We start from the raw sequence: 21,694 nt of genomic DNA, 5'->3' as shown, positions 1-21,694 counted from the left end.
ACTATGAAGGTAAAATTTAAAGAAACGAATAAAGTATTTTTCAAAATAGTAGAAGTAGAGGGAGAAAAGTATATTCTAGATTTGACGACTGTTAGACCAAAATCCTATTTCTGGGGTTCTCTTCCCGATGAAATTACTGCAAAAATGCAAAAGTTAGATAAAAGAGATATGCGTTTTGAGAGTGTAGCTCCAACTATGAGTAAATCAATTGGGATTGCAATTGGTACAGCAATAGGGGGATCTGGCTATCGGCTTGTGACAAATTTTTTTAGAAACAATGGGATTAGTCATAACCTTCCTTTAAAGATAGGCTTATATGGCCTATTCATTTCCCTAGCTTATCTTGCTTTCTGGTTCATTGCCATAAGAGCTCGTCATAGCGTCCAAAAAAGACTTGAGAATAACGTTACAAATTATAAAATAACCTTTAAACCAGTTGGAAATAAACGTCAATTAAAACATTACAAACTTCTTCCTTTTATCCTTGTTCCGACTCTTGGATGTTTTGTATTTTATCTATATACTGTTAATGGAACAGAGGGAGCCTTACTTGTTATTAATAGTATTCTATTATTGGGATTTTTTACAGTGATTTTAGGCATGTCACCACTCCGAGAAAGTGTCGAAAAGCAAGAGATTATTTTTGATAGAATAGAGAAGTTATAAATTAAGATGAAAGCTGTTTATGATCCTATTTTGCAGGTCACATTGGGCTATTCTATCAGAAAAAATTAGGGAACTGATTAGAGAGCATTTTGTTAGTCAATGACTCATTTAAGGTTCAGAACTGCTCTCGTAATGACATTTTATAATTTAGAAAAGGAGTAAAAATGAATTATTTAGAAATACGCAAGAAATATGGATTTTATAGAAAAGTCGTGATTGTTTTGGCTGTTCTTCTCATTCTTTTTGTAGCTTGGATGGTGAAAGATAGGTCTATTCAATTTCTTTATATTTTACTCATAAATGCACTCTTATTCCTTTCCATCTTGATAATCAGAAGAGGGTATTTAAGAAGTGGTACTAAGTTACTATATATGGACTTAGATTTACCATCTTGGAAGCAATACATTGAGCTAAACAAAGATGCGAAAAGAGCAATTATACAAATGGATGTAACGCTAACATCTGTTGGCTATTCCTATATGATTGGTGATTTCGATGCTGCCATTAAGGAGGCTTCTGAAGCAATGACTAATCAAAAACTGAAGCCGAAATACAGGGATTTCTTTGAGAGTTACCTCGTTCGCTCGACAGTTCTTGCAAATCCTAACCTGACCAAGGACGAGCTTAATCTTTTGCTAAACAAAATGTCCATCTCAGATTTCTCTCTAGCTGAGAAAACAAAATGCGTGAGCAGTGCGCTCTACGATTTAACAATTACTCATCAAGCCAATGATTACTTTGAAGACTTGGAAAACGAATTTAAATATCAACAATTGGAAATCACTTACTATCAAGCCTTGAACTCTAAATTAAAAGGAGATATGACTAGGGCGAATGAGTTGTTTAAGAAACTCTCTCAAGAAGATGAACAGCTCTACATCGTACGGAAGTCTAAAGAATTTTTAAATAGTGAATCTATTAATTAACGATGGATAAGTACAGAAAAGGATAAAAAGAATTAAGTGTGAAATCAAATAAATTATTGCTAATAAACGGAGTTATTTCTTTAATTGGAGCTTTAACGATTACTTACCTTTCTTCTAAAATGTGGAAATTTGAAATCATTTACTGGGTGATACCTAAGCTTGTTAGACTTTCTACTTGGGATGGAATCTACTTTTCAACTTGTTTAATATTGCTGTTTTTTGGTTTTGTTGCATTCCTTCTTCATGATGAGGAATCAAAAGTCAATAAGAAGACTTATCAGTTTCTTTTGATTGCATCGATTATTGGTTTTATTCCAATATTAGCTGGATTTTCCAGTGTGTTCGCATTTGTTTCAGCTATTTTATACTTAATGGATTATATAAAATTGTCGAAAAAGTAAAGTAGTGAATTGCTAACAATAAGTATTTTTTCTTGTTTAAGTTGAGGTTAGTGCTTGATACATTAACGTCTCTATTCTAGTTAGTGGATTCGATTTTTCAAGCATTTGGATGGCGTTTACATAACTCAAGTGATATAATTAGTTACTAGAATTTTTGTAACTATTAAAGGAGTATTATCAATGAAAAAAGCAATGTTAATTATCAACCCTACCTCTGGTGGGGAAAAGGCTTTGGATTATAAGGTCAAGCTGGAGAATAAGGCCAAAGATTATTTTGAGCACGTGGAAACCAAAATTACCGAAAAAGCACTGGATGCAACACACTTTGCTGAAGAAGCTTCTCGTGAGCAGTACGATGCAGTGGTTGTTTTCGGTGGAGACGGGACTGTCAATGAAGTCATTTCGGGTATTGCTGAGAGAGACTACACTCCGAAGTTAGGGATTATCCCTGGCGGTACAGGCAACCTCATTACGAAACTGTTGGAAATCAATCAAGACATCGATGGCGCGATTGATGAACTCGATTTTAACTTAACCAATAAGATTGATATCGGTAAAGCGAATGACAATTATTTTGGTTATATCTTTAGTGTCGGTTCTCTACCTGAGGCGATTCACAATGTGGAGATCGAGGATAAGACAAAATTCGGTATTTTAGCCTATGCTGTAAATACCATGAAGTCTGTGATGACGGATCAGGTCTTTAACATTAAGGTTGAGACAGAAAATGGAAATTATGATGGTGAAGCGAGTCATGTTTTGGTTCTCTTGACAAATTACTTCGCTGACAAGAAAATCTTTGAAGAAAACAAAGATGGCTACGCCAATATTTTGATTCTAAAAGATGCTTCTATATTCTCAAAATTATCCGTCATTCCTGACTTACTAAAAGGGGATGTTGTCGGAAATGATAATATTGAGTATATCAGAGCGCGTAATATTAAGATCTCTTCAGATAGTGAATTGGAGTCAGATGTTGACGGCGATAAGTCGGATAATTTACCTGTAGAGATTAAGGTACTGGGCCAGCACATTGAAGTCTTTTCACAACCGAAAGAGTAGAAGGTAGAAACAAGTTTGTCTTTCACTGAGAAATCAAGTTTTTATCAAGGATTGGAGGAAGGATGAATTCTCTATTTGATGAATTCCGAATAATTTGTTCTCATTTAAATCAAGTCGGAATCACTCCGACACTCATGGGGTCTTTGGGTTTTGAATACCGTTCAAATAAAGAATGGCAGCCGTCTGACATTGACATTCATGTGCCTGGTGACCCTAGAGGTTGGGAAGCACCTGATCATCTCAGGATTTATGACTGGGACAAGATAATGAAAGTGATGAATCACTTAGGCTATACCTTAATAGATATTCATGAGCATGAATTCCAAAAAGATGGTCTGAGTGTTGAGTTTGGAAGTATTGATTCCTTACCTGATTTTGCAGGAGTATCTGAATCAGTTATAGAGTTGATTCATCTCGAGGACATCACGTTTCGTGTTCCAAGTTTAGAACAGTATTTCAGTATATACAAAGCTTCTTCCCAAGATTCCTATCGAAATGACCACAATAACAATAAAGATTTTAAAAAGATAGCTTGGCTGGAAAGGCATTTGTAAATCATCAATCAGAAAGTAGTAGGTATTAAGTCTTACTGCTTTTTTATATTCTCAAAAACAATCCACTCGAAACTACGGACAAGTCTTGAAAATAAAATTTTAAAGTAGTATACTAGAATCACAATTATGAAAACGTTTGCGTCGTAAAGCGATTCAAAGTAAACTAGGAGACAGATACAATGGAATTAACAGCCATTTACCACAGACCAGAGTCGGAGTATGCTTATCTTTATAAGGATAAGATAATGCACATTCGTATCCGGACTAAGAAAGATGATATTGAAAGCATCCATTTGCATTATGGAGATACTTTTATCTTTTTAGAGGACCATTATGAAGCAAGTAAGGCGATGATCAAAGTAACTTCTGATGCCTTATTTGATTATTGGCAAGCGGAAGTTTCAGTTGACTATGCTCGACTACAGTATCTTTTTGAACTCAAAGATAAGCTAGGTCAGAGTATTTTGTATGGCGATAAGGGATGTGTTGCAAACACGCTAGAAAACCTTCATTATGAAGGAAATGGATTTAAAATTCCTTATATCCACGAGATTGATGCTTGCTATGTTCCTGACTGGGTATCAAATACAGTTTGGTACCAGATTTTCCCAGAACGCTTTGCTAATGGGAACCCTGAGATTTCACCTGAAGGTGCGCTAGCTTGGGATTCCTCTATCAAGCCAAAGACGAGCGATTTCTTTGGTGGTGATTTACAGGGCATTATTGACCATCTGGATTACTTGCAGGACTTGGGCATTACAGGTCTTTATCTCTGTCCGATTTTTGAATCCCCAAGCAATCACAAGTATAATACGACGGATTATTTCGAAATTGACCGTCATTTTGGAGACAAGAAAATCTTCCGTAAACTGGTGGAGGGAGCCCATCAGAGGGGCATGAAAATCATGCTGGATGCTGTTTTCAATCATATCGGGGACCAGTCTCCACAATGGCAGGATGTTCTCAAGCATGGTGAAAAGTCGGAATATAAAGACTGGTTCCATGTTCAAGAATTCCCCGTGACCAAGGATAAGCTGGGAAACCCAAGAAAACTCCCTTACCATACCTTTGCCTTTGCCAGCTATATGCCCAAGCTAAATACGGCCAATCCTCAAGTGAGAGACTATCTGTTAAGCGTTGCGACTTACTGGATTGAAGAGTTTGATATCGATGCATGGCGCCTGGATGTAGCAAATGAAGTAGACCATCAATTTTGGAGAGATTTCCATAAGGCTGTCTTGGCTAAAAAGCCTGACCTTTATATTCTTGGAGAGGTTTGGCACACTTCACAGCCCTGGCTAAATGGAGATGAATTCCACGCAGTCATGAACTATCCTCTCTCTGACAGTATCAAGTATTATTTCTTGCGAGGGACTAAGAAGACACCTCAATTTATCGATGAAATCAATAGCCAGTCTATGTACTATAGACAACAGATTTCGGAAGTGATGTTCAATCTTTTGGATTCGCATGATACGGAGCGCATTTTGGCAACGGCCAAAGGAAATATCCAGCTTGTTAAGTCTGCCCTTGCCTGCCTCTTTTTGCAAAGGGGAACACCGTGTTTCTACTATGGAACTGAGTTGGAGTTAGGTGGAGGACCAGACCCAGATTGTCGTCGTGTCATGCCTTGGGAACGTGTTTCCGACAGTAATGACATGCTTCATTTCATGAAGAAATTGATTCAGCTTCGTAAGGATGCTTCAGGCATTATCCAACATGGAACTTATAGACTGCAAGAAATCAAGCAGGATGTTCTAACTCTAGAATGGAATTATGATGGACAAAAGGTCCAAGCTATTTTTAACCAATCAACTGAAAACTATCTTTTAGAAGACAGTGACGCTGTAGCTCTAGCAAGTCATTGCCAAGTATTGGAGCAGCAACTGGTGATATTGCCTAAAGGTTTTATAATCCGATAAAAATCGTACTCAAAAAGACTGTTATGAATAGGTGATTCGTGCAGTCTTTTTTTGACTTATGTAGTATAATATAGCTAAGTCACGGATTACCGGATGAGGGATTAGTGAAGAGTGTTTAAAGAAAAATAGAGACTTGTGCTTTAGAAAGGAAATTTCATGAAACGATCGAGAAAAGTAGTAGCCTTGGGACTGTGTTTGCCCTTATTTCTTGGTTTGGCTGCTTGTCACCAAAATAATACGAGCACTGAAGCTGCAAACCAGACACAGACCAGTTCGGATAAAGTTCCTTGGACGGCTTCATATACCAATCTGAACAATCAGGTTAGTACCGAAGAGGTCAAATCTCTCTTATCAGCTCACTTGGACCCAAATAGTGTTGAGGCATTTTTCAATCTTGTCACAGACTATAATGCGACTGTCGGTTCTACTGGCTTAAGTGGGGATTTTGTCTCCTTTACGAAGACAGAATACGACGTAGAGAAAATCAGCAATCTCTGGAATCAAAAAAAGGGTGACTTTGTCGGGACCAACTGCCGCATCAATAGCTATGCGCTCTTGAAAAATTCGGTCACAATTCCAAAGCTTGAAAAGAATGATCAGCTACTTTTTGTGGATAACGATGCTATCGATAAGGGAAAAGTATTTGATGCGAAAGATAAGGAAGAGTTTGATATTCTATTTTCTAGGGTAGCGACGGAAGCAACGATGGATGTAAAAGTTCACGCGCAGAAGATGGAGAAATTCTTCTCACAGTTTCAATTCAATGATAAAGCTCGAATGTTGTCTGTTGTGTTGCATGATAATTTGGATGGAGAGTATCTTTTTGTCGGTCACGTTGGTGTTTTAGTGCCAGCTGATGAGGGTTTCTTATTTGTAGAGAAACTGACTTTTGAAGAGCCTTATCAAGCTATTAAGTTTGCGAGCAAGGAAGATTGTTACAAGTATTTAGCTACAAAGTATGCTGATTACACTGGTGACGGACTCGCTAAGCCTTTCATTATGGATAATGAAAAGTGGGTTAAAGGTTATTAAGATAGGCAAAGGAGAAGTAATTTGGAGACTGTAATAGCGCTTTTAGTTCTCATTTTTATCGGATTCTGGGCTATAAACATTCTCAAGCCTCGTAAGGCAAATAAAAAGGAAAGATTTATTGGCTATATGCAGCGCTATGATATAGATGGCGAGGGTTATCAGTCAGAAGTCTGGGAAGTGACAGAAGATGAGAAGGAGAAATAAGGAGGAGTGTCCAAAAACAGTAGATTTCTTGCTTTTTTCAAGAAAGGGGACTAACTAATTGGAGGAAACATTATGGGAATGATTGCTAATTATCAATATCTATCTGACAATGAATTAAACCAAATAAAGCGGTATTCATGTCAGGAAGAGGATTTGCTTGACTTGGTAGAGGATTATCCTGAGGGAAATGATACGTTGATAGATATTGACAAAATGTGGGATGCCTTACTCTTTGTTATGACAGGTTTTAGTAGTTCAGAATTTATGGATGACGACCCCTTGAGAGAAGCTGTCTTGGGAGTGACCCCTTTAGAAAATGTGTCAGAATATATAGCCTATACTGAACACTCAAAGATAGCTGAGATTGTTCAAGCTTTAGAGAATTTTGACATGGATAGGGCTCTGGCAGACTTTAGCATGGAAGCATGCAAGAAGGCAGATTTATACCCCGATATTTGGGATTATCTTGAAGAAGAGAAAGAAATCAAGGATGATATTCGAACCTGTTTTGTAAAAATGAAGGACTTTTATAAGAAAATCTTAACTCTCAAAGGAAATGTCCTAGTGACTATTTGTTAACTACTTTTACCAACTGTTAGTCAGGTGCGTGATGAATGCACATGTAGAAAATCGTACACCTGATGATTTGTCTGGTGAAGGAAATATTCCACAGTATAGTCGGACGGAATAGATAGAAATTGGTTATAGAATTTGTAAGCATAATAGATTTTAAACTTTAAGATGGAGGATTAAAGAGATGGGAAAAATTGAATGGGAAAATGCAAAGACACGTTTAGATGCCTTACTTGTCATTGATGAGTATCGGACAGATCCAAGTGAGGATTGGCTCAGACTCGTGATTAAGACTGAGGAAAACTATGGACTCCGCTACCTTATTGACAATGGCTCTGGTGATTCTCTAGATGTGATTTTGACTGATAAAATGATCCTCATAAAAGGTTTTGATCATGAAAATAGTTTAAGTCAATTTGCTGCTGACGAGTGGAATCAAGACATCATAGACGGATTTTATAGAGGACTAGATGAAAAGTATCAAAACCTTTACTCAGAAGAGCAAAAAGATGAAACAACCTTCTTTATCTGGTATGACGGTCAAGAGCATCAAAATACCTACAAAGAGCAGGACGGTGGCGAATGGTTGTTATCCTATTTCTTTGACAGTTTTGAGAAATTTCATGAGTTTGTGACGGATTACTATTCAATTACCGTAGATGAGGACTTACTTAGAAAACTTTACAATCAAGGACAGCTTTCAGAAGTAGAATTGGAGCAGTTGATTCCCACTTCCTAGTTGGAAATATTTATGAAATCTGATGAAAAGAATTGATTTTCAATATCAAGTTATACTTTAAGATTATTGAAGCAGCTAATGGTTGTAGTTTCTTTTTTCTTATTCCTATGACGTTTTAAAGCGATTTCCTTTTATAGTTCAACAGAATTTGACGAACAAAAAATAAAATTCTTTAAAAAAGTTTCACAAAATCCTTTACAAGCTCTTATAAACATGATATAGTTATTAGGCTTAGAAAATGAGATGATGTTTTCTAGCAAATATAAACCCGAGTAAAAAATGCCTACGGACAGGCAGGGTTGAATGCCGAAGCGTGGTTAAAAAGCCACATTATTGATAGGGTTAAAAGCCTACTTTTATAAGTTGATGTTAGGACGTTTGTCCTAATTCATAAATTTTAGTGTGGTGAAAGCACACGTCATCTTGTGAAACGATCAATAAAGTACGTAATATTTGCTACTAGAGAGTTAGGAAACATCGGGAACAGACATACTCAACAGAAACCAAAATAAACACGTCAGAAGATTGCAGAGCAGGTGAAAACCTGCTCTTTTTTCATAAGTCAACCTTTAGTCGCCTTTATCTTCTTGAGGTGCTAAAAATACGGTAAAGGAGTATGTCTTGAAGAAGTTAGATCAAAACCAAGCCCCAATTTACGAGGCCTTGGTCAAACTACGCAAGAAAAGGATTGTTCCCTTTGATGTGCCAGGTCACAAGCGTGGACGAGGAAATCCAGAACTTGTCGAACTGTTAGGAGAAAAATGTGTTGGCATTGATGTCAATTCTATGAAACCCTTGGATAATCTCGGCCATCCTATTTCGATTATTCGAGATGCAGAGGAGCTAGCAGCGGATGCTTTTGGTGCAGCGCATGCCTTTCTGATGATTGGGGGAACAACTTCATCTGTTCAAACCATGATTCTTTCCACCTGCAAGGCGGGAGATAAGATTATTCTGCCTCGTAATGTCCACAAATCTGCTATCAATGCGCTGGTTCTATGTGGTGCCATACCCATCTATATCGAGATGAGTGTGGATCCTAAAATTGGCATCGCTTTAGGTCTTGAAAATGAACGGGTGGCCCAGGCTATTAAGGAACATCCAGATGCTAAAGCTATCCTAATCAACAATCCTACCTACTATGGAATTTGTTCAGACCTCAAGGGTTTAACGGAAATGGCTCATGAAGCTGGCATGCTGGTTTTAGTGGATGAAGCTCATGGTGCGCATTTGCATTTTACAGATAAACTTCCAATTTCTGCTATGGATGCAGGTGCTGATATGGCGGCGGTCTCTATGCATAAGTCTGGTGGGAGTCTGACCCAAAGCTCCATTTTACTTATCGGGGAGCAGATGAATCCTGAATACGTTCGTCAGATTATCAACCTGACCCAGTCTACATCAGCATCTTACCTGCTGATGGCAAGTCTCGATGTTTCTCGTAGAAACCTAGCCCTTCGTGGTAAAGAGTCCTTTGAGAAAGTTATTGAGTTATCTGAGTATGCTCGTCGTGAAATCAATGCCATCGGTGGCTACTACGCCTACTCAAAAGAGTTAATAGACGGTGTCTCGGTTTGTGATTTTGACGTGACTAAGTTATCAGTCTACACTCAGGGGATTGGTTTAACCGGTATCGAGGTTTATGACCTCTTACGGGATGAATATGACATTCAGATCGAGTTTGGTGATATCGGCAATATCTTGGCCTATATTTCGATTGGTGACCGTATCCAAGATATCGAGCGCTTGGTTGGTGCTTTGGCGGATATCAAGAGACTTTACTCACGAGATGGGAAGGACTTGATAGCTGGAGAATATATCCAACCTGAGTTGGTGCTGTCTCCTCAGGAAGCCTTTTACTCAAATAGAAGAAGTTTAACCCTGGACGAATCTATTGGACAAGTCTGTGGAGAATTTGTCATGTGCTACCCTCCAGGGATTCCTATCTTGGCTCCTGGTGAACGAATTACACGAGAAATTGTAGACTATATCCAATTTGCCAAGGAACGTGGTTGTTCCCTCCAAGGGACGGAAGATCCTGAGGTCAATCACATTAACGTCATTAAGAGAAAGGAGAACTAGATGGATTTATGGTTTTCTGAAGTTCATACTCCAGATGTCAAATTGTCCCTGAGAACAGCCAAGCAACTATACGCTGGTAAAAGTGAATGGCAGGATATCGAAGTCTTGGATACGCCAGCTTTTGGAAAAATACTGATTTTAAATGGGCATGTCTTGTTTTCAGATGCGGATGATTTTGTTTACAATGAAATGACTGTTCACGTTCCCATGGCTGTCCACCCGAATCCAAAGAAAGTCTTGGTTATTGGGGGTGGTGACGGTGGTGTTGCTCAAGTATTAACCCTCTATCCTGAACTGGAGCAAATCGATATTGTGGAACCAGATGAGATGTTGGTTGAGGTCTGTCGTGAGTATTTCCCAGACTTTGCTGCGGGCTTAGATGATCCTCGTGTTACCATTTACTACCAAAATGGGCTACGCTTTTTGCGAAACTGCGAAGATGACTACGATATTATCATCAACGATGCGACAGATCCATTTGGACATACGGAAGGGCTCTTTACCAAGGAATTTTACGGAAACAGTTACAGAGCCTTGAAAGAGGACGGAATCATGATCTATCAGCATGGGAGTCCCTTCTTTGACGAGGATGAGTCAGCTTGCCGAAGCATGCACCGCAAGGTCAATCAAGCCTTTCCAATCAGCCGGGTCTATCAGGCGCACATCCCAACCAGTCCAGCTGGCTATTGGTTGTTTGGATTTGCATCGAAAAAATACCACCCTGTCAAAGATTTTGACAAGGAAGGCTGGAAAAAACGCCAGCTTTTCACAGAATACTACACTGCAAACTTACATGTGGGGGCCTTTATGTTGCCCAAGTATGTTGAGGACATTTTAGAAGAAGAGGAAGGAAAAAAATGAGTCGTTTACTAGTTATTGGATGTGGGGGCGTTGCCCAAGTTGCTATTTCGAAGATTTGCCAAGATAGCGAAACCTTCACAGAGATTATGATTGCTAGCCGTACCAAGTCAAAATGCGATGACTTGAAGGCTAAATTAGAAGGCAAAACAAGTACAAAGATTGAGACAGCTGCCCTTGACGCTGACAAGGTTGAAGAAGTGATTGCTTTGATTGAAAGCTACAAGCCAGAAGCTGTTTTGAACGTAGCTTTACCATACCAAGACTTGACCATTATGGACGCTTGTTTAGCGACTGGAGTTCACTATATCGACACAGCTAACTACGAGGCAGAGGATACAGAAGATCCTGAGTGGCGTGCCATCTACGAAAAACGCTGCAAGGAACTTGGTTTTACAGCCTACTTTGATTATTCATGGCAGTGGGCTTATCAGGAAAAATTCAAAGAAGCAGGCTTGACAGCTCTGCTTGGATCTGGTTTTGACCCAGGTGTGACTAGTGTCTTTTCAGCCTATGCTCTCAAACACTATTTTGACGAAATCCACTATATCGACATTTTAGACTGTAATGGAGGTGACCACGGTTATCCATTTGCGACAAACTTCAACCCAGAAATCAATCTACGCGAGGTTTCTGCGCCAGGTTCTTACTGGGAAGATGGAAAATGGGTCGAAGTCGAAGCTATGTCTATCAAGCGTGAGTATGATTTCCCTCAAGTTGGGCAAAAAGACATGTATCTCCTTCACCATGAAGAAATCGAATCATTGGCGAAAAACATTCCTGGTGTCAAACGGATACGTTTCTTTATGACCTTTGGGCAATCTTACCTAACACACATGAAATGCTTGGAAAATGTTGGACTCCTTCGTACGGATACCATTAACTTTAACGGTCAAGAAATTGTACCAATCCAATTCTTGAAAGCCTTACTTCCAGACCCAGCCAGCCTTGGACCACGCACTGTTGGTAAGACAAATATTGGTTGTATCTTTACAGGTGTCAAAGATGGTGTTGAAAAGACCATCTACATCTACAATGTTTGCGACCATCAGGAATGTTACGCAGAAGTTGGTTCACAAGCAATTTCATACACGACAGGAGTTCCAGCCATGATTGGGACAAAACTGGTTATGAACGGAACTTGGAAACAACCTGGAGTTTACAACCTTGAAGAGTTGGATCCAGATCCATTCATGGAAGCTTTGAATGAGTACGGATTGCCATGGGTTGTGGTAGAAAACCCACAAATGGTGGACTAATGAAGCTAGAACAAGTACCCACACCAGCTTACGTCATTGACTTGGCCAAGTTAGAAGCCAATTGCCGTATTTTACAGCAAGTTCAGGAAGAAGCGGGCTGCAAGGTTTTACTGGCCCAGAAGGCTTATTCTCTCTACAAAACCTACCCCATGATTAGCCAGTATCTGTCAGGTACAACGGCTAGTGGTCTCTATGAGGCTAAGCTAGCTAGAGAAGAATTCCCAGGAGAAGTCCATGTCTTTGCACCTGCTTTCAAGGATGCAGACTTGGAGGAATTGCTGGAGATAACGGACCATATCGTCTTTAACTCAGAGAGACAGTTGCGTAAACATGGTCCTCGTTGCCGAGAGGCTGGTATCAGTGTCGGTTTGCGCCTCAACCCTCAATGTTCTACCCAAGGTGATCACGCGCTCTATGATCCTTGTGTACCTGGATCCCGTTTTGGAGTCACTATAGACAAGATTCCTAGTGATTTGCTGGACTTGGTGGATGGTCTTCATTTTCATACCCTTTGCGAGCAGGGGGCAGATGATTTAGAGACAACTTTGAAAGCAGTCGAAGCGCAGTTTGGTCCTTATTTACATGAGGTCAAATGGCTCAATATGGGTGGTGGACACCACATCACTAGAGAAGACTATGATGTGGATTTGCTAATTTCTGAAATCAAGCGTATCCAAGAAACTTACAATCTTGAAGTCTATATCGAGCCGGGAGAAGCTATTGCTCTCAATGCGGGTTATCTAGCAACTGAAGTATTGGACATTGTCGAAAACGGTATGGATATTTTGGTTTTAGATGCCTCCGCGACCTGCCATATGCCTGATGTACTTGAGATGCCTTATCGACCACCTTTGAGAAACGGCTTTGAGGCTCAGGAAAAAGCCCATACCTATAGACTTTCTTCTAATACCTGTCTGACGGGTGATGTGATTGGTGATTATAGCTTTGAAAATCCAGTTGAGATTGGAGACAGACTTTACTTTGAAGACATGGCTATTTACTCCTTTGTCAAAAATAATACCTTTAACGGTATTGGCTTGCCAAGTCTCTATCTCATGGACGAGCAAGGTGACTGCAGCTTAGTCAAAACCTTCGGCTATCAAGACTTTAAAGGGAGATTATCATGATAGAAACTCCGAAAAAAGCAGGCTATCGTATGCCAGCAGAGTACGAACCCCATCATGGTACCCTCATGATATGGCCGACTCGACCAGGTTCATGGCCCTTCCAAGGAAAGGCTGCCAAAAGAGCATTTAGCCAGATTATCAAGACCATAGCAGAAGGGGAAAGAGTTTATCTTTTGGTAGAGCAGGACCATCTATCTGAAGCCCAATCCTATCTTGGAGACAAGGTTGTTTATTTAGATATCCCGACAAATGATGCCTGGGCGCGTGATACAGGTCCGACCATTCTCGTCAATGATAAAAGAGAAAAATTGGCAGTCGATTGGTCTTTCAATGCCTGGGGTGGCGCTGTCGATGGTCTTTATCAAGATTATGAAGAGGATGACCAAGTAGCCAGTCGTTTTGCAAAACTCTTAGAGATACCTGTTTACAATGCTAAACCTTTTGTACTGGAAGGCGGAGCCATACACAGCGATGGTCAAGGAACCATTCTTGTGACTGAAAGCTGCTTACTCAGTCCTGGACGCAATCCCCACCTGTCTAAAGAGCAAATTGAAAACACCTTATTAGAGTGCCTTGGTGCTGAAAAAGTTATTTGGCTACCTTATGGTATTTATCAGGACGAAACCAATGAACACGTTGACAATGTTGCCGCTTTCGTTGGTCCTGCAGAGCTTGTCTTGGCTTGGACAGATGATCAAAATGATCCTCAGTATGCCATGTCAGCAGCTGATTTAGAGCTTTTAGAGAAGGAAACGGATGCAAAAGGGCGTCCCTTCACCATTCATAAATTGCCTATCCCTGCAGTTCGACAAGTTGTAACCGAAGAGGATTTGCCAGGCTACATCTATGAAGAAGGGGAAGAAGAGCGTTATGCAGGTGAACGTCTTGCAGCTTCCTATGTCAATTTCTATATTGCCAACAAGGCTGTCCTTGTTCCCCAATTTCAAGATAAAAACGACCAAGTGGCCGTAGATATCCTCAGCAAGTGTTTCCCAGACCGTAAGGTCGTAGGAATTCCAGCCAGAGATATTCTCTTAGGTGGTGGCAATATTCACTGTATCACCCAACAAATCCCAGAATAGGAGAAAAAGATGAGAAATGTTAAAGTTGCAGCGATCCAGATGCAATGCGCCAAGGATGTGGCGACAAATATCCAAACAGCAGAGCATTTAGTACGTCAAGCTGCAGACCAAGGCGCACAAATCATTCTCTTGCCTGAATTATTTGAACGCCCTTATTTCTGTCAGGAACGCCAGTATGACTACTACCAGTATGCCCAGTCGGTGATAGAAAATACAGCCATTCAGCATTTTAAAACCATTGCCAAGGAGCTAAAGGTCGTTTTACCCATCAGTTTCTACGAGAAAGATGGCAATGTCTTGTATAACTCAATCGCCGTCATTGATGCAGATGGAGAAGTGCTGGGCGTTTATCGAAAGACCCACATACCAGATGACCATTATTATCAAGAAAAGTTTTACTTTACGCCTGGTAACACAGGCTTCAAGGTCTGGGATACTCGCTACGCTAAAATTGGGATCGGCATCTGTTGGGATCAATGGTTCCCTGAAACAGCGCGCTGTCTTGCGTTGAATGGGGCAGAATTACTCTTTTACCCAACAGCTATTGGTTCGGAACCTATCTTAGATACGGATAGTTGTGGTCACTGGCAACGTACCATGCAAGGGCACGCAGCAGCAAATATTGTCCCAGTTATTGCAGCCAATCGCTATGGCTTGGAAGAAGTCACTCCTAGTGAGGAAAATGGCGGACAGAGTTCTAGTCTTGACTTCTATGGTTCCTCCTTTATGACGGATGAAACAGGAGCTATTCTAGAGAGAGCTGAAAGACAAGGAGAAGCTGTTCTGTTAGCAACTTATGACCTTGATAAGGGAGCAAGCGAGCGCCTCAACTGGGGACTGTTTCGTGATAGAAGACCCGAAATGTACCAACGAATTACGGACTAGAAGGTAAATTTCATCATAAATTTTTGATATTCACGCCTGTCTTACAAAAATGTAAGATAGGCTTTTTAAATGTAAGCTGGGTGTACGATTATACGTGGAAATGTATGCTATACTCTATGTAGATCAAAAAGAAAGAGGTTTATTATGAAAAAATGGAGTGCGACGCAGTTGAAGTACCTGATGGTGGCAGTGATGGTTCTAGACCATATCCCGCATATTACCGGGATCGTTTCTCCTCTGTGGGAAGGTATCTTTCACGCCTTGACCCGTTGTGTGGGAGTTTGGTTTGCGTATATGGCTATGGAAGGCTTCATCCATACTCGAAATTTGAAAAACTACCTCATCCGTCTTTGGAGTTGGGCACTTATCATGTTTGCTGGAAATAGCCTACTCAACGCCCTATTTGCATCTAAAGGAGTAATGGTAAATAATAATATTTTCTTTACTTTGGCCATCGGTGTAACCATGCTTTGGCTTGGTTTTCCTCGAAAAGAGATGGATCAAAAAGAAAAGTTGTGGCGTCGGATTGGAGTTGCTGGGCTCTTGATTTTCGGTTGCCTTTTTACTGAGGGTGGCATCACCATGCTACCATTTCTCTTGATTAGTTACTCTTGTCGAAATCGCAAGGGATTGCGAAATCTCCTATATGCCTTTCTGTGGGCCTTCTTGTTAGTGACTTCCATCCAAATTTACGACACATGGTACCAAACCTTGGAAATGATGCTTTACAATTCTGACTGGCTCTTTATCACTGTCTTTCCTTTTATGGCACTTTATAATGGACAGCGAGGACAAGAAACCAGTTGGAATAAATATTTCTTTTATATTTTCTACCCAGTACATTTATGGATCATAACTTTGATTGCTTATTTGGTTAAATAGTTTCAATATTCATTAGCTCCTTCTTGCTTAAAATGTGAGAGGAGTTTTTCTGTATCTGGAATTCCCAACAAAACATGTTATAATAGTTTTAGAAAGGACGAGGTTTATGGCGAACATACTTGTAGTTGAAGATAATAATGAAATCCAGGAAATCTTAAGAACCCTTCTTTCAGAGGAACATGAGGTGATTCAAGCATTTTCTGGGACAGAAGGTATCATGCAATTTGACAAAGGTGGCATCGATCTCGTCTTGCTAGATATCATGCTCCCTGGGAAAAATGGCGACCAAGTCTTGCAAGCTATTCGACAAACTAGCCAGACTCCAGTCATTATGCTCACTGCTTTGAGTGATAAAAAGCTCATCAGCCAATATCTCTTAGATGGTGCCAATGATTATGTAGTAAAACCTTTTGATTTGGACGAAGTCTTTGCCAGAGTCACCGTGCAATTACGCCAAAGTGGTGAACATCAGTCAGAAGATCGAAGAGAAATTGATAACCTTGTACAAAACTTTAAAAATATCCAGTTCGATGCGGATAGTTTTGAAATAAGTAACGCAACTGAAACCATTCGCCTTGCAAAGAAAGAGTGCCAGATTCTCCAAATGTTACTCCAGCATCCTAAAAAAATCTTCACCAAAGAAGAACTCTATGAATTGATTTGGGAAGAAAGTTACCTGCCAGGAGACAATACGCTCAACACCCATCTAAGCAATCTCCGTAAAAAACTGCATCAACTGGATCCAAATCATGAGTACATTGAAACCATTTGGGGAGTTGGTGTTCGATTAAAAGGAGACAAATAATGAATTACATTTTGATATCAATATTACTCCTTACTAACATTATTTTGGCGATTTCTTTGATTCGCTATCATATAGCAATTAAAGATTTAAGCAGACAAATCGAAGAAAAGATTCGCTCTGGTAGCATGAAGAGGATCGGTGTAAATTTCTTTTCAAAGACCATTTTGCGTCTACATAACCAAATTGAGAATCTATTTCAAGAAGTGGAGCAAAATCAGCTAATCATGAAGCGTGAAAAACGCACCCTAGATATGGCAATCAGTAACATCGCTCATGATATTCGGACACCTTTGACAATCGCTTCAGGATATACTCAGCAACTAATAAAACACCCCGATAATAGTTCAGAAACCTTAAATAAAATAGCCCATCATCAGGATTTGGTTTCCAAACGGTTGGAGGCCCTCCTCGAATACCGTCATTTGATGGAAGGAGCAGTCAAACCGAAACTGGAAGAACTTGATTTATCAACTTTTATAACGAAAAAGACTTTAGCTTATTACGACGTTTTTCAATCTTCACAGATTGTTCTTGATTTTAATGTTGAACCAGGATTGAAAACGACGACTGATGAGGATTTGCTTGATCGAATTATACAAAACCTCCTTGGAAATGTTCTCAAGCACGGCAAGGAGAAGGCTCGACTTTCTTTGAAAAAGGAAGACAATAGGCTTGTTTTGGAAATTGATAATCTTGTCAAAAAATCTATCAAGAATATAGACAATCTCAGTAATCGTTTTTATTCTGAAAATATGTCGGATACTGAAGAATCCTCTGGTTTAGGTCTCTATATTACTGAGGAATTGGTTCATCTTCTTGGAGCGGAAATGAAGCTAGCCACTGATGGAGAATGGTTTTCGGTCTTTATCTATCTTTAACAGAAGAAACCTCCTCTATATCCTAGAGGAGGTCCTTTTTATAAGCTTTTTTTCTTGAAAATAATCAGTCCACTGAAAGAGAAGAAAAGTATGACTGTTACGCAAACCGTGATGGTATAGAGAATAGCTTGACTATTAGTAGTCATAGCATAGGCAAAATCTAGAATTAAATATCGTAGAATTTCAATGTCTGGGAAAACAAGAATTGGAATAGAAAGGACGATAGAGCTAATCAGATAACCAATAAATACGGCAAGATAAGAATGAGTTAGGTAGAGAATAAAGGATACAATCGAAAGCCAAGCGAGTAGGCATAGAAATTGAAGGGAAATCGTCAAGAGGAGATTAGTAACAAAACCATCAGGTATCGTACCAAGTCCATTTAGTAGAGTCGCGGGAATAAAGGCAATCACAAGACTGGTGATCAGTTGTAAGAGAGCGATACTTGCTAGTACAAAGAATTTAGCAAGGAAAAATTCTGTACGAGAAACACCAACTGTCAAACTATTTTTATAAAGCTTGCCGATTAGATCAACCCCAAGAACTAAACACACTAGAATAATACAGAGGAAAACGAGGTTTGAGCCGTTATTTGACGCGTTGATTAGAGCTTCTATCCCATTCCAACCATGGGTAGGAAGCTCAGGTGGTGCTGCCTGAACTGACATTAGATGCCCTGTAGCGCCAATAGTAGCACCCAGTAACATAAGTACAAAGAGAATGAATTCTGTAATCCAGAATCCTTTGGAGCGGAAAAGACGGTAAAAATCTGCTTGAATGGTATGTATCATGATTTTTCTCCTATTCTACCAATTGGGTGAAGTATTCTTCTAGGTTTTGACGGGCAAAGTAAATCTCATCAATAGCAACATCGGACAAAGTTAGTTGCTTGAGAATCTGTTTGACATCTTGTTCATTACCAAAGATATGGATTTCATTTTCAGGGTTTACAACCTTAAACTGGAGCTTGATTTGTTCTTTCAATACCTGACAAGCTCTTTCCTTGTCGCTTGTTTTAAGCACAATATAATCCTCGCTCAGTGTTTCAAACTCAGCTTTACTGATTTCACGGATAATCTTACCTTGATCCAGAATACCAAAGCGATTAGCTAAGAGATAGAGTTCTGACAAGATATGGCTAGAGATGAGGATGGTTATGCCTTTTTCTTGATTGAGCCGCTGGATCATGAGACGAAATTCTTTGATTCCAATTGGGTCGAGACCATTAATAGGTTCATCAAGAATAAGGAAGTCAGGTTTGGATAGGAGGGCAATGGCGATGCCAAGCCTTTGTTTCATTCCTAGTGAGAAATCACGAAAGACTTTTTTCCCTGTATCTGACAAGCCAACATAGTCCAAAGTCTCATGAATCACCTTATCAGCATTTGGGATATGACGAATCATACAATAATATTTCAGATTTTGATAGGCTGTTAAGTGATTATGGGCTACAGGTGATTCGATAACAGAACCCACTCGAGATAAAGCTTTGGTCCACTCATTTTGTTCTTTGCTAGAAAAGAGGGAAACTGTACCTTTGTCCGCAAACAATAATTGTGTAATGATTTTAATAAGAGTAGTTTTACCAGCTCCGTTTTTTCCGATTAGTCCATAAATATCTCCCTCTTTTATGGTTAGACTAAGATCTTGAAGAATAGCTTGTTGGCCAAATTGTTTGGTCAGTCCATGAATTTCGAGTACTGTTTTCATGATTTTCTCCTTTTAGTTTATTTTTCTAACTTTAGTATAAGCTATAGAAATCAAAGAAAGCTCAAGTGTTTCTAAAGAGTTTCTAAAGTTTTGTGATTCTAAAAAAACCAAACCCAGTTGATATGAACTGGGCTTCTCAATTATAAAATATACTTCTCAATCGCACGCGCAACGCCGTCTTCTTCGTTGCTGGCTGTAACGTCATTAGCAAGGGATTTGACATGGTCACTGGCATTTCCCATTGCAATGCCCAGTCCTGCAAACTGAAGCATTTCGATATCGTTATTGGCATCGCCCATGGCCATAATCTCTGAGGGCTCGATCTTCAAAATCTCTGCTAGTCGAGAAAGAGCAGTAGCCTTTGTCGTTCCAAGTGGCATGGCTTCATAAATGACAGGCTGCGAACGAACACCGCTAAATCGTTGACAGAGTTCCTCAGCAAACCGCTGCTCAAAATCGTCTGTTTGCTCTTTTGTTCCTAAAAACATGCCTTGGAACATCCGATACTTGCCACTAGTCGCGTCCTCAAGGGAGATTTCAGTCAGGTCTGAAAAGACGAGCTTGGCATCATTTTGAACAATTTCATTAGGCTTACCACCGAGGACAAAATAATGTTTCTCATCAAAAAGAGTTAACTGGACGTCGCTTTTTTCTGCTAGGTCATAGAGGTATTCGATGTCAGCTGGACTGAGTTCTTGCCAGTCCACTAGACTCCAGTCACTGGTCTGGTGGGTTGAACAACCGTTATTGACTATGACGTACTCGTTCTGGAGGTCAAGTCCTAGTTTTTTATAGTAGGGGAGGACACCGAAAAGCGGGCGACCTGTACAGAGAACCAATTTGACACCTTTTTCAATGGCTTGGTGAATGGCAGTAATGTGGGCTTGAGGGATTTCCTTGGCTTCGTTAAGGAGGGTTCCGTCCATATCCAAGGCTAGTAGTTTAATCATAAGACTTCCTTTTCTATGTGTTTTGCTTTTATTATAGCATATAGACTATAAAATGTCTGACAGAATAGTAAAATTCAAGCTTCCTTTTCTTGAAAAAGAAAATAAAATCTTATATAATATGTATACTTAATATTTTAGGAGAAAAAATGTCAAAGTATCACTTTAATTCAATTTACAAAAATGATGAAACAGAGTCTACAGGTCTTCTGTTCATTAAAGTCTACAACAAGTGGGAAAGTAATTTAAAAAGAGTCTTGAAATCAGTTGGTCTCACTTTGCCTCAATTTATCGTTTTAACCTCGCTCTTGTTTTTGTCTAATAGAGAGGAATATGTAACGCAAGTTGATATTGCTCGGTTCACCGGTATGGATGTCATGACGGTTTCTCAGATTGTTAGACTACTGGAGAAGAAAGACTACATTAGACGCGATCAACATCCAAAGGATAGTCGGGCAAAACTTGTCTCAGTGACGAATTCTGGTGCGGAGAAGGTCAATCAAGCTTTGCCTTTAGTAGAAGGTGTTGATGAAGAATTTTTTGAAAAACTATCTAACGATAGAGAAGTTTTTAATCGTTTTTTAGTAGAGTTGGAGGATAAAAATGCCTAGATATTGGGTCGGAGTTGTTTCAAAGAACCATGTTTTAAGAGGAGTTGAAGGGAATTTTTGTCAGGTCTGTCATGGAAAGGGCGGCCCCTTAAACCGTATGAAAAAAGGTGACTATCTTTTATACTATAGTCCGAAATACGATATGAACGGTCAAGATAAGTTACAGGCTTTTGTGGCCGTAGGTAAAATTATAGACGACAAGGCCTATCAAGTAGAGCAATTTGAAGGATTCTTTCCCTTTAGAAGAAATGTCGAGTATTATCTACCAGTCAAAGATTGTTCCATAGAAATAGCCAGACAACATCCTGAATGGAAAGACTATACTTCTCGACTCCGTTATGGGCATTTTGAAGTTTCCAAAGACTTTTTCCTCCATATCTTTCAGCATATGAAAGTGGATGATGAAGCATGATTGATTTGCTAATTAAATGATTGTCAACTAGAATTTTGGATTTGGACTGTGAAGCGAACTTTGCTATAATAGAGTAA

24 protein-coding genes are annotated in these 21,694 nt (G+C 39.6%); 21 read left to right on the top strand and 3 right to left on the bottom strand.

Annotated features, from left to right (window positions below):
- Nucleotides 1-3 precede the first annotated feature (3 nt).
- The 19 genes from DG474_RS05105 to DG474_RS05015 all read left to right on the top strand — a co-directional run bounded on the left by DG474_RS05105 (nt 4) and on the right by DG474_RS05015 (nt 17,937).
- The gene (locus DG474_RS05105) at nt 4-666 is read left to right on the top strand and encodes a DUF443 domain-containing protein (RefSeq protein ID WP_000865033.1); all 663 of its coding nucleotides are present in this window, start codon (nt 4-6) and stop codon (nt 664-666) included.
- Nucleotides 667-830: 164 nt separating this feature from the next.
- A complete protein-coding gene (locus DG474_RS05100; RefSeq protein WP_255777571.1) occupies nt 831-1,592 on the top strand; it encodes a hypothetical protein in 762 nt (253 codons plus the stop codon).
- Between the two features lie 38 nt (nt 1,593-1,630).
- Nucleotides 1,631-1,993 carry a hypothetical protein gene (locus tag DG474_RS05095; protein WP_255777570.1) on the top strand — a complete coding sequence of 121 codons (363 nt, stop codon included), beginning with the start codon at nt 1,631-1,633 and terminating at the stop codon, nt 1,991-1,993.
- 180 nt (nt 1,994-2,173) lie between these two features.
- A complete protein-coding gene (locus DG474_RS05090) occupies nt 2,174-3,055 on the top strand; it encodes a diacylglycerol/lipid kinase family protein (protein WP_255777569.1) in 882 nt (293 codons plus the stop codon).
- 62 nt (nt 3,056-3,117) lie between these two features.
- Complete coding sequence (locus tag DG474_RS05085; RefSeq protein ID WP_255777568.1) at nt 3,118-3,609, top strand: phosphoribosylanthranilate isomerase; 492 nt, start codon at nt 3,118-3,120, stop codon at nt 3,607-3,609.
- A 179-nt stretch (nt 3,610-3,788) separates the two neighbouring features.
- Nucleotides 3,789-5,531: a glycoside hydrolase family 13 protein gene (locus tag DG474_RS05080; protein ID WP_255777567.1), complete on the top strand. Its 1,743-nt coding sequence runs from the start codon at nt 3,789-3,791 to the stop codon at nt 5,529-5,531.
- A gap of 156 nt (nt 5,532-5,687) precedes the next feature.
- Nucleotides 5,688-6,563: a DUF4300 family protein gene (locus tag DG474_RS05075; protein ID WP_125388999.1), complete on the top strand. Its 876-nt coding sequence runs from the start codon at nt 5,688-5,690 to the stop codon at nt 6,561-6,563.
- A 21-nt stretch (nt 6,564-6,584) separates the two neighbouring features.
- The gene (locus DG474_RS05070; RefSeq protein WP_000450745.1) at nt 6,585-6,767 is read left to right on the top strand and encodes a hypothetical protein; all 183 of its coding nucleotides are present in this window, start codon (nt 6,585-6,587) and stop codon (nt 6,765-6,767) included.
- A 72-nt stretch (nt 6,768-6,839) separates the two neighbouring features.
- Entirely contained in the window at nt 6,840-7,346 is a 507-nt protein-coding gene (locus tag DG474_RS05065) for a YfbM family protein (RefSeq protein ID WP_247929695.1), read from the top strand.
- A 178-nt stretch (nt 7,347-7,524) separates the two neighbouring features.
- A complete protein-coding gene (locus DG474_RS05060) occupies nt 7,525-8,079 on the top strand; it encodes a hypothetical protein (RefSeq protein WP_215804667.1) in 555 nt (184 codons plus the stop codon).
- Between the two features lie 621 nt (nt 8,080-8,700).
- Nucleotides 8,701-10,161: an aminotransferase class I/II-fold pyridoxal phosphate-dependent enzyme gene (locus DG474_RS05055; protein ID WP_255777566.1), complete on the top strand. Its 1,461-nt coding sequence runs from the start codon at nt 8,701-8,703 to the stop codon at nt 10,159-10,161.
- A complete protein-coding gene (speE, locus tag DG474_RS05050; protein ID WP_000366713.1) occupies nt 10,162-11,022 on the top strand; it encodes a polyamine aminopropyltransferase in 861 nt (286 codons plus the stop codon).
- Entirely contained in the window at nt 11,019-12,278 is a 1,260-nt protein-coding gene (locus DG474_RS05045) for a saccharopine dehydrogenase family protein (protein ID WP_000088775.1), read from the top strand. Before speE ends, DG474_RS05045 begins: the two co-directional genes overlap by 4 nt.
- A complete protein-coding gene (nspC, locus tag DG474_RS05040) occupies nt 12,278-13,405 on the top strand; it encodes a carboxynorspermidine decarboxylase (RefSeq protein ID WP_255777565.1) in 1,128 nt (375 codons plus the stop codon). The genes DG474_RS05045 and nspC overlap by 1 nt, the downstream gene beginning before the upstream one ends.
- Nucleotides 13,402-14,487: an agmatine deiminase gene (gene aguA / locus DG474_RS05035; RefSeq protein ID WP_084921877.1), complete on the top strand. Its 1,086-nt coding sequence runs from the start codon at nt 13,402-13,404 to the stop codon at nt 14,485-14,487. Before nspC ends, aguA begins: the two co-directional genes overlap by 4 nt.
- 9 nt (nt 14,488-14,496) lie before the next feature.
- Nucleotides 14,497-15,372 (top strand): N-carbamoylputrescine amidase, encoded by an 876-nt coding sequence (gene aguB, locus DG474_RS05030; protein ID WP_255777564.1) that lies wholly within the window; start codon nt 14,497-14,499, stop codon nt 15,370-15,372.
- A 144-nt stretch (nt 15,373-15,516) separates the two neighbouring features.
- Nucleotides 15,517-16,254 carry a TraX family protein gene (locus DG474_RS05025; protein ID WP_255777563.1) on the top strand — a complete coding sequence of 246 codons (738 nt, stop codon included), beginning with the start codon at nt 15,517-15,519 and terminating at the stop codon, nt 16,252-16,254.
- 106 nt (nt 16,255-16,360) lie between these two features.
- Nucleotides 16,361-17,059: a response regulator transcription factor gene (locus DG474_RS05020; RefSeq protein WP_001284150.1), complete on the top strand. Its 699-nt coding sequence runs from the start codon at nt 16,361-16,363 to the stop codon at nt 17,057-17,059.
- Nucleotides 17,059-17,937 carry a sensor histidine kinase gene (locus tag DG474_RS05015; protein WP_049478252.1) on the top strand — a complete coding sequence of 293 codons (879 nt, stop codon included), beginning with the start codon at nt 17,059-17,061 and terminating at the stop codon, nt 17,935-17,937. Before DG474_RS05020 ends, DG474_RS05015 begins: the two co-directional genes overlap by 1 nt.
- Before the next feature lie 38 nt (nt 17,938-17,975).
- Here DG474_RS05015 and DG474_RS05010 read toward each other — a convergent pair whose 3' ends face one another.
- The 3 genes from DG474_RS05010 to DG474_RS05000 form a co-directional block, all read right to left on the bottom strand.
- Nucleotides 17,976-18,728 (bottom strand): ABC transporter permease, encoded by a 753-nt coding sequence (locus DG474_RS05010; RefSeq protein WP_000581970.1) that lies wholly within the window; start codon nt 18,726-18,728, stop codon nt 17,976-17,978.
- Between the two features lie 10 nt (nt 18,729-18,738).
- Complete coding sequence (locus DG474_RS05005) at nt 18,739-19,647, bottom strand: ATP-binding cassette domain-containing protein (protein ID WP_255777562.1); 909 nt, start codon at nt 19,645-19,647, stop codon at nt 18,739-18,741.
- Nucleotides 19,648-19,787: 140 nt separating this feature from the next.
- The gene (locus DG474_RS05000) at nt 19,788-20,597 is read right to left on the bottom strand and encodes a Cof-type HAD-IIB family hydrolase (protein WP_195594153.1); all 810 of its coding nucleotides are present in this window, start codon (nt 20,595-20,597) and stop codon (nt 19,788-19,790) included.
- 146 nt (nt 20,598-20,743) lie between these two features.
- Here DG474_RS05000 and DG474_RS04995 point away from each other — a divergent pair, with 146 nt between their 5' ends.
- On the top strand, nt 20,744-21,205 hold the full coding sequence (locus tag DG474_RS04995; protein ID WP_000049667.1) for a MarR family winged helix-turn-helix transcriptional regulator: 462 nt from the start codon (nt 20,744-20,746) through the stop codon (nt 21,203-21,205).
- On the top strand, nt 21,198-21,617 hold the full coding sequence (locus DG474_RS04990) for an EVE domain-containing protein (protein ID WP_049478249.1): 420 nt from the start codon (nt 21,198-21,200) through the stop codon (nt 21,615-21,617). Before DG474_RS04995 ends, DG474_RS04990 begins: the two co-directional genes overlap by 8 nt.
- Nucleotides 21,618-21,694 lie beyond the last annotated feature (77 nt).

The sequence above is a fragment of the Streptococcus oralis genome, assembly GCF_024399415.1.
Taxonomy (GTDB): Bacteria; Bacillota; Bacilli; order Lactobacillales; family Streptococcaceae; genus Streptococcus; species Streptococcus oralis_CS.
Note: the sequence above shows the minus strand (reverse complement) of the source record. Positions and strands in the feature narration are given on the sequence as shown.

Excerpts from the sequence above, each read along its gene's own strand:
- DG474_RS05105 (WP_000865033.1), top strand. The coding sequence starts at position 4 with ATGAAGGTAAAATTTAAAGAAACGAATAAAGTATTTTTCAAAATAGTA.
- DG474_RS05100 (WP_255777571.1), top strand. The coding sequence starts at position 831 with ATGAATTATTTAGAAATACGCAAGAAATATGGATTTTATAGAAAAGTC.
- DG474_RS05090 (WP_255777569.1), top strand. The coding sequence starts at position 2,174 with ATGAAAAAAGCAATGTTAATTATCAACCCTACCTCTGGTGGGGAAAAG.
- DG474_RS05085 (WP_255777568.1), top strand. The coding sequence starts at position 3,118 with ATGAATTCTCTATTTGATGAATTCCGAATAATTTGTTCTCATTTAAAT.
- DG474_RS05080 (WP_255777567.1), top strand. The coding sequence starts at position 3,789 with ATGGAATTAACAGCCATTTACCACAGACCAGAGTCGGAGTATGCTTAT.
- DG474_RS05075 (WP_125388999.1), top strand. The coding sequence starts at position 5,688 with ATGAAACGATCGAGAAAAGTAGTAGCCTTGGGACTGTGTTTGCCCTTA.
- DG474_RS05065 (WP_247929695.1), top strand. The coding sequence starts at position 6,840 with ATGGGAATGATTGCTAATTATCAATATCTATCTGACAATGAATTAAAC.
- DG474_RS05060 (WP_215804667.1), top strand. The coding sequence starts at position 7,525 with ATGGGAAAAATTGAATGGGAAAATGCAAAGACACGTTTAGATGCCTTA.
- speE (WP_000366713.1), top strand. The coding sequence starts at position 10,162 with ATGGATTTATGGTTTTCTGAAGTTCATACTCCAGATGTCAAATTGTCC.
- DG474_RS05045 (WP_000088775.1), top strand. The coding sequence starts at position 11,019 with ATGAGTCGTTTACTAGTTATTGGATGTGGGGGCGTTGCCCAAGTTGCT.
- nspC (WP_255777565.1), top strand. The coding sequence starts at position 12,278 with ATGAAGCTAGAACAAGTACCCACACCAGCTTACGTCATTGACTTGGCC.
- aguA (WP_084921877.1), top strand. The coding sequence starts at position 13,402 with ATGATAGAAACTCCGAAAAAAGCAGGCTATCGTATGCCAGCAGAGTAC.
- aguB (WP_255777564.1), top strand. The coding sequence starts at position 14,497 with ATGAGAAATGTTAAAGTTGCAGCGATCCAGATGCAATGCGCCAAGGAT.
- DG474_RS05025 (WP_255777563.1), top strand. The coding sequence starts at position 15,517 with ATGAAAAAATGGAGTGCGACGCAGTTGAAGTACCTGATGGTGGCAGTG.
- DG474_RS05020 (WP_001284150.1), top strand. The coding sequence starts at position 16,361 with ATGGCGAACATACTTGTAGTTGAAGATAATAATGAAATCCAGGAAATC.
- DG474_RS05015 (WP_049478252.1), top strand. The coding sequence starts at position 17,059 with ATGAATTACATTTTGATATCAATATTACTCCTTACTAACATTATTTTG.
- DG474_RS05010 (WP_000581970.1), bottom strand. The coding sequence starts at position 18,728 with ATGATACATACCATTCAAGCAGATTTTTACCGTCTTTTCCGCTCCAAA.
- DG474_RS05005 (WP_255777562.1), bottom strand. The coding sequence starts at position 19,647 with ATGAAAACAGTACTCGAAATTCATGGACTGACCAAACAATTTGGCCAA.
- DG474_RS05000 (WP_195594153.1), bottom strand. The coding sequence starts at position 20,597 with ATGATTAAACTACTAGCCTTGGATATGGACGGAACCCTCCTTAACGAA.
- DG474_RS04995 (WP_000049667.1), top strand. The coding sequence starts at position 20,744 with ATGTCAAAGTATCACTTTAATTCAATTTACAAAAATGATGAAACAGAG.
- DG474_RS04990 (WP_049478249.1), top strand. The coding sequence starts at position 21,198 with ATGCCTAGATATTGGGTCGGAGTTGTTTCAAAGAACCATGTTTTAAGA.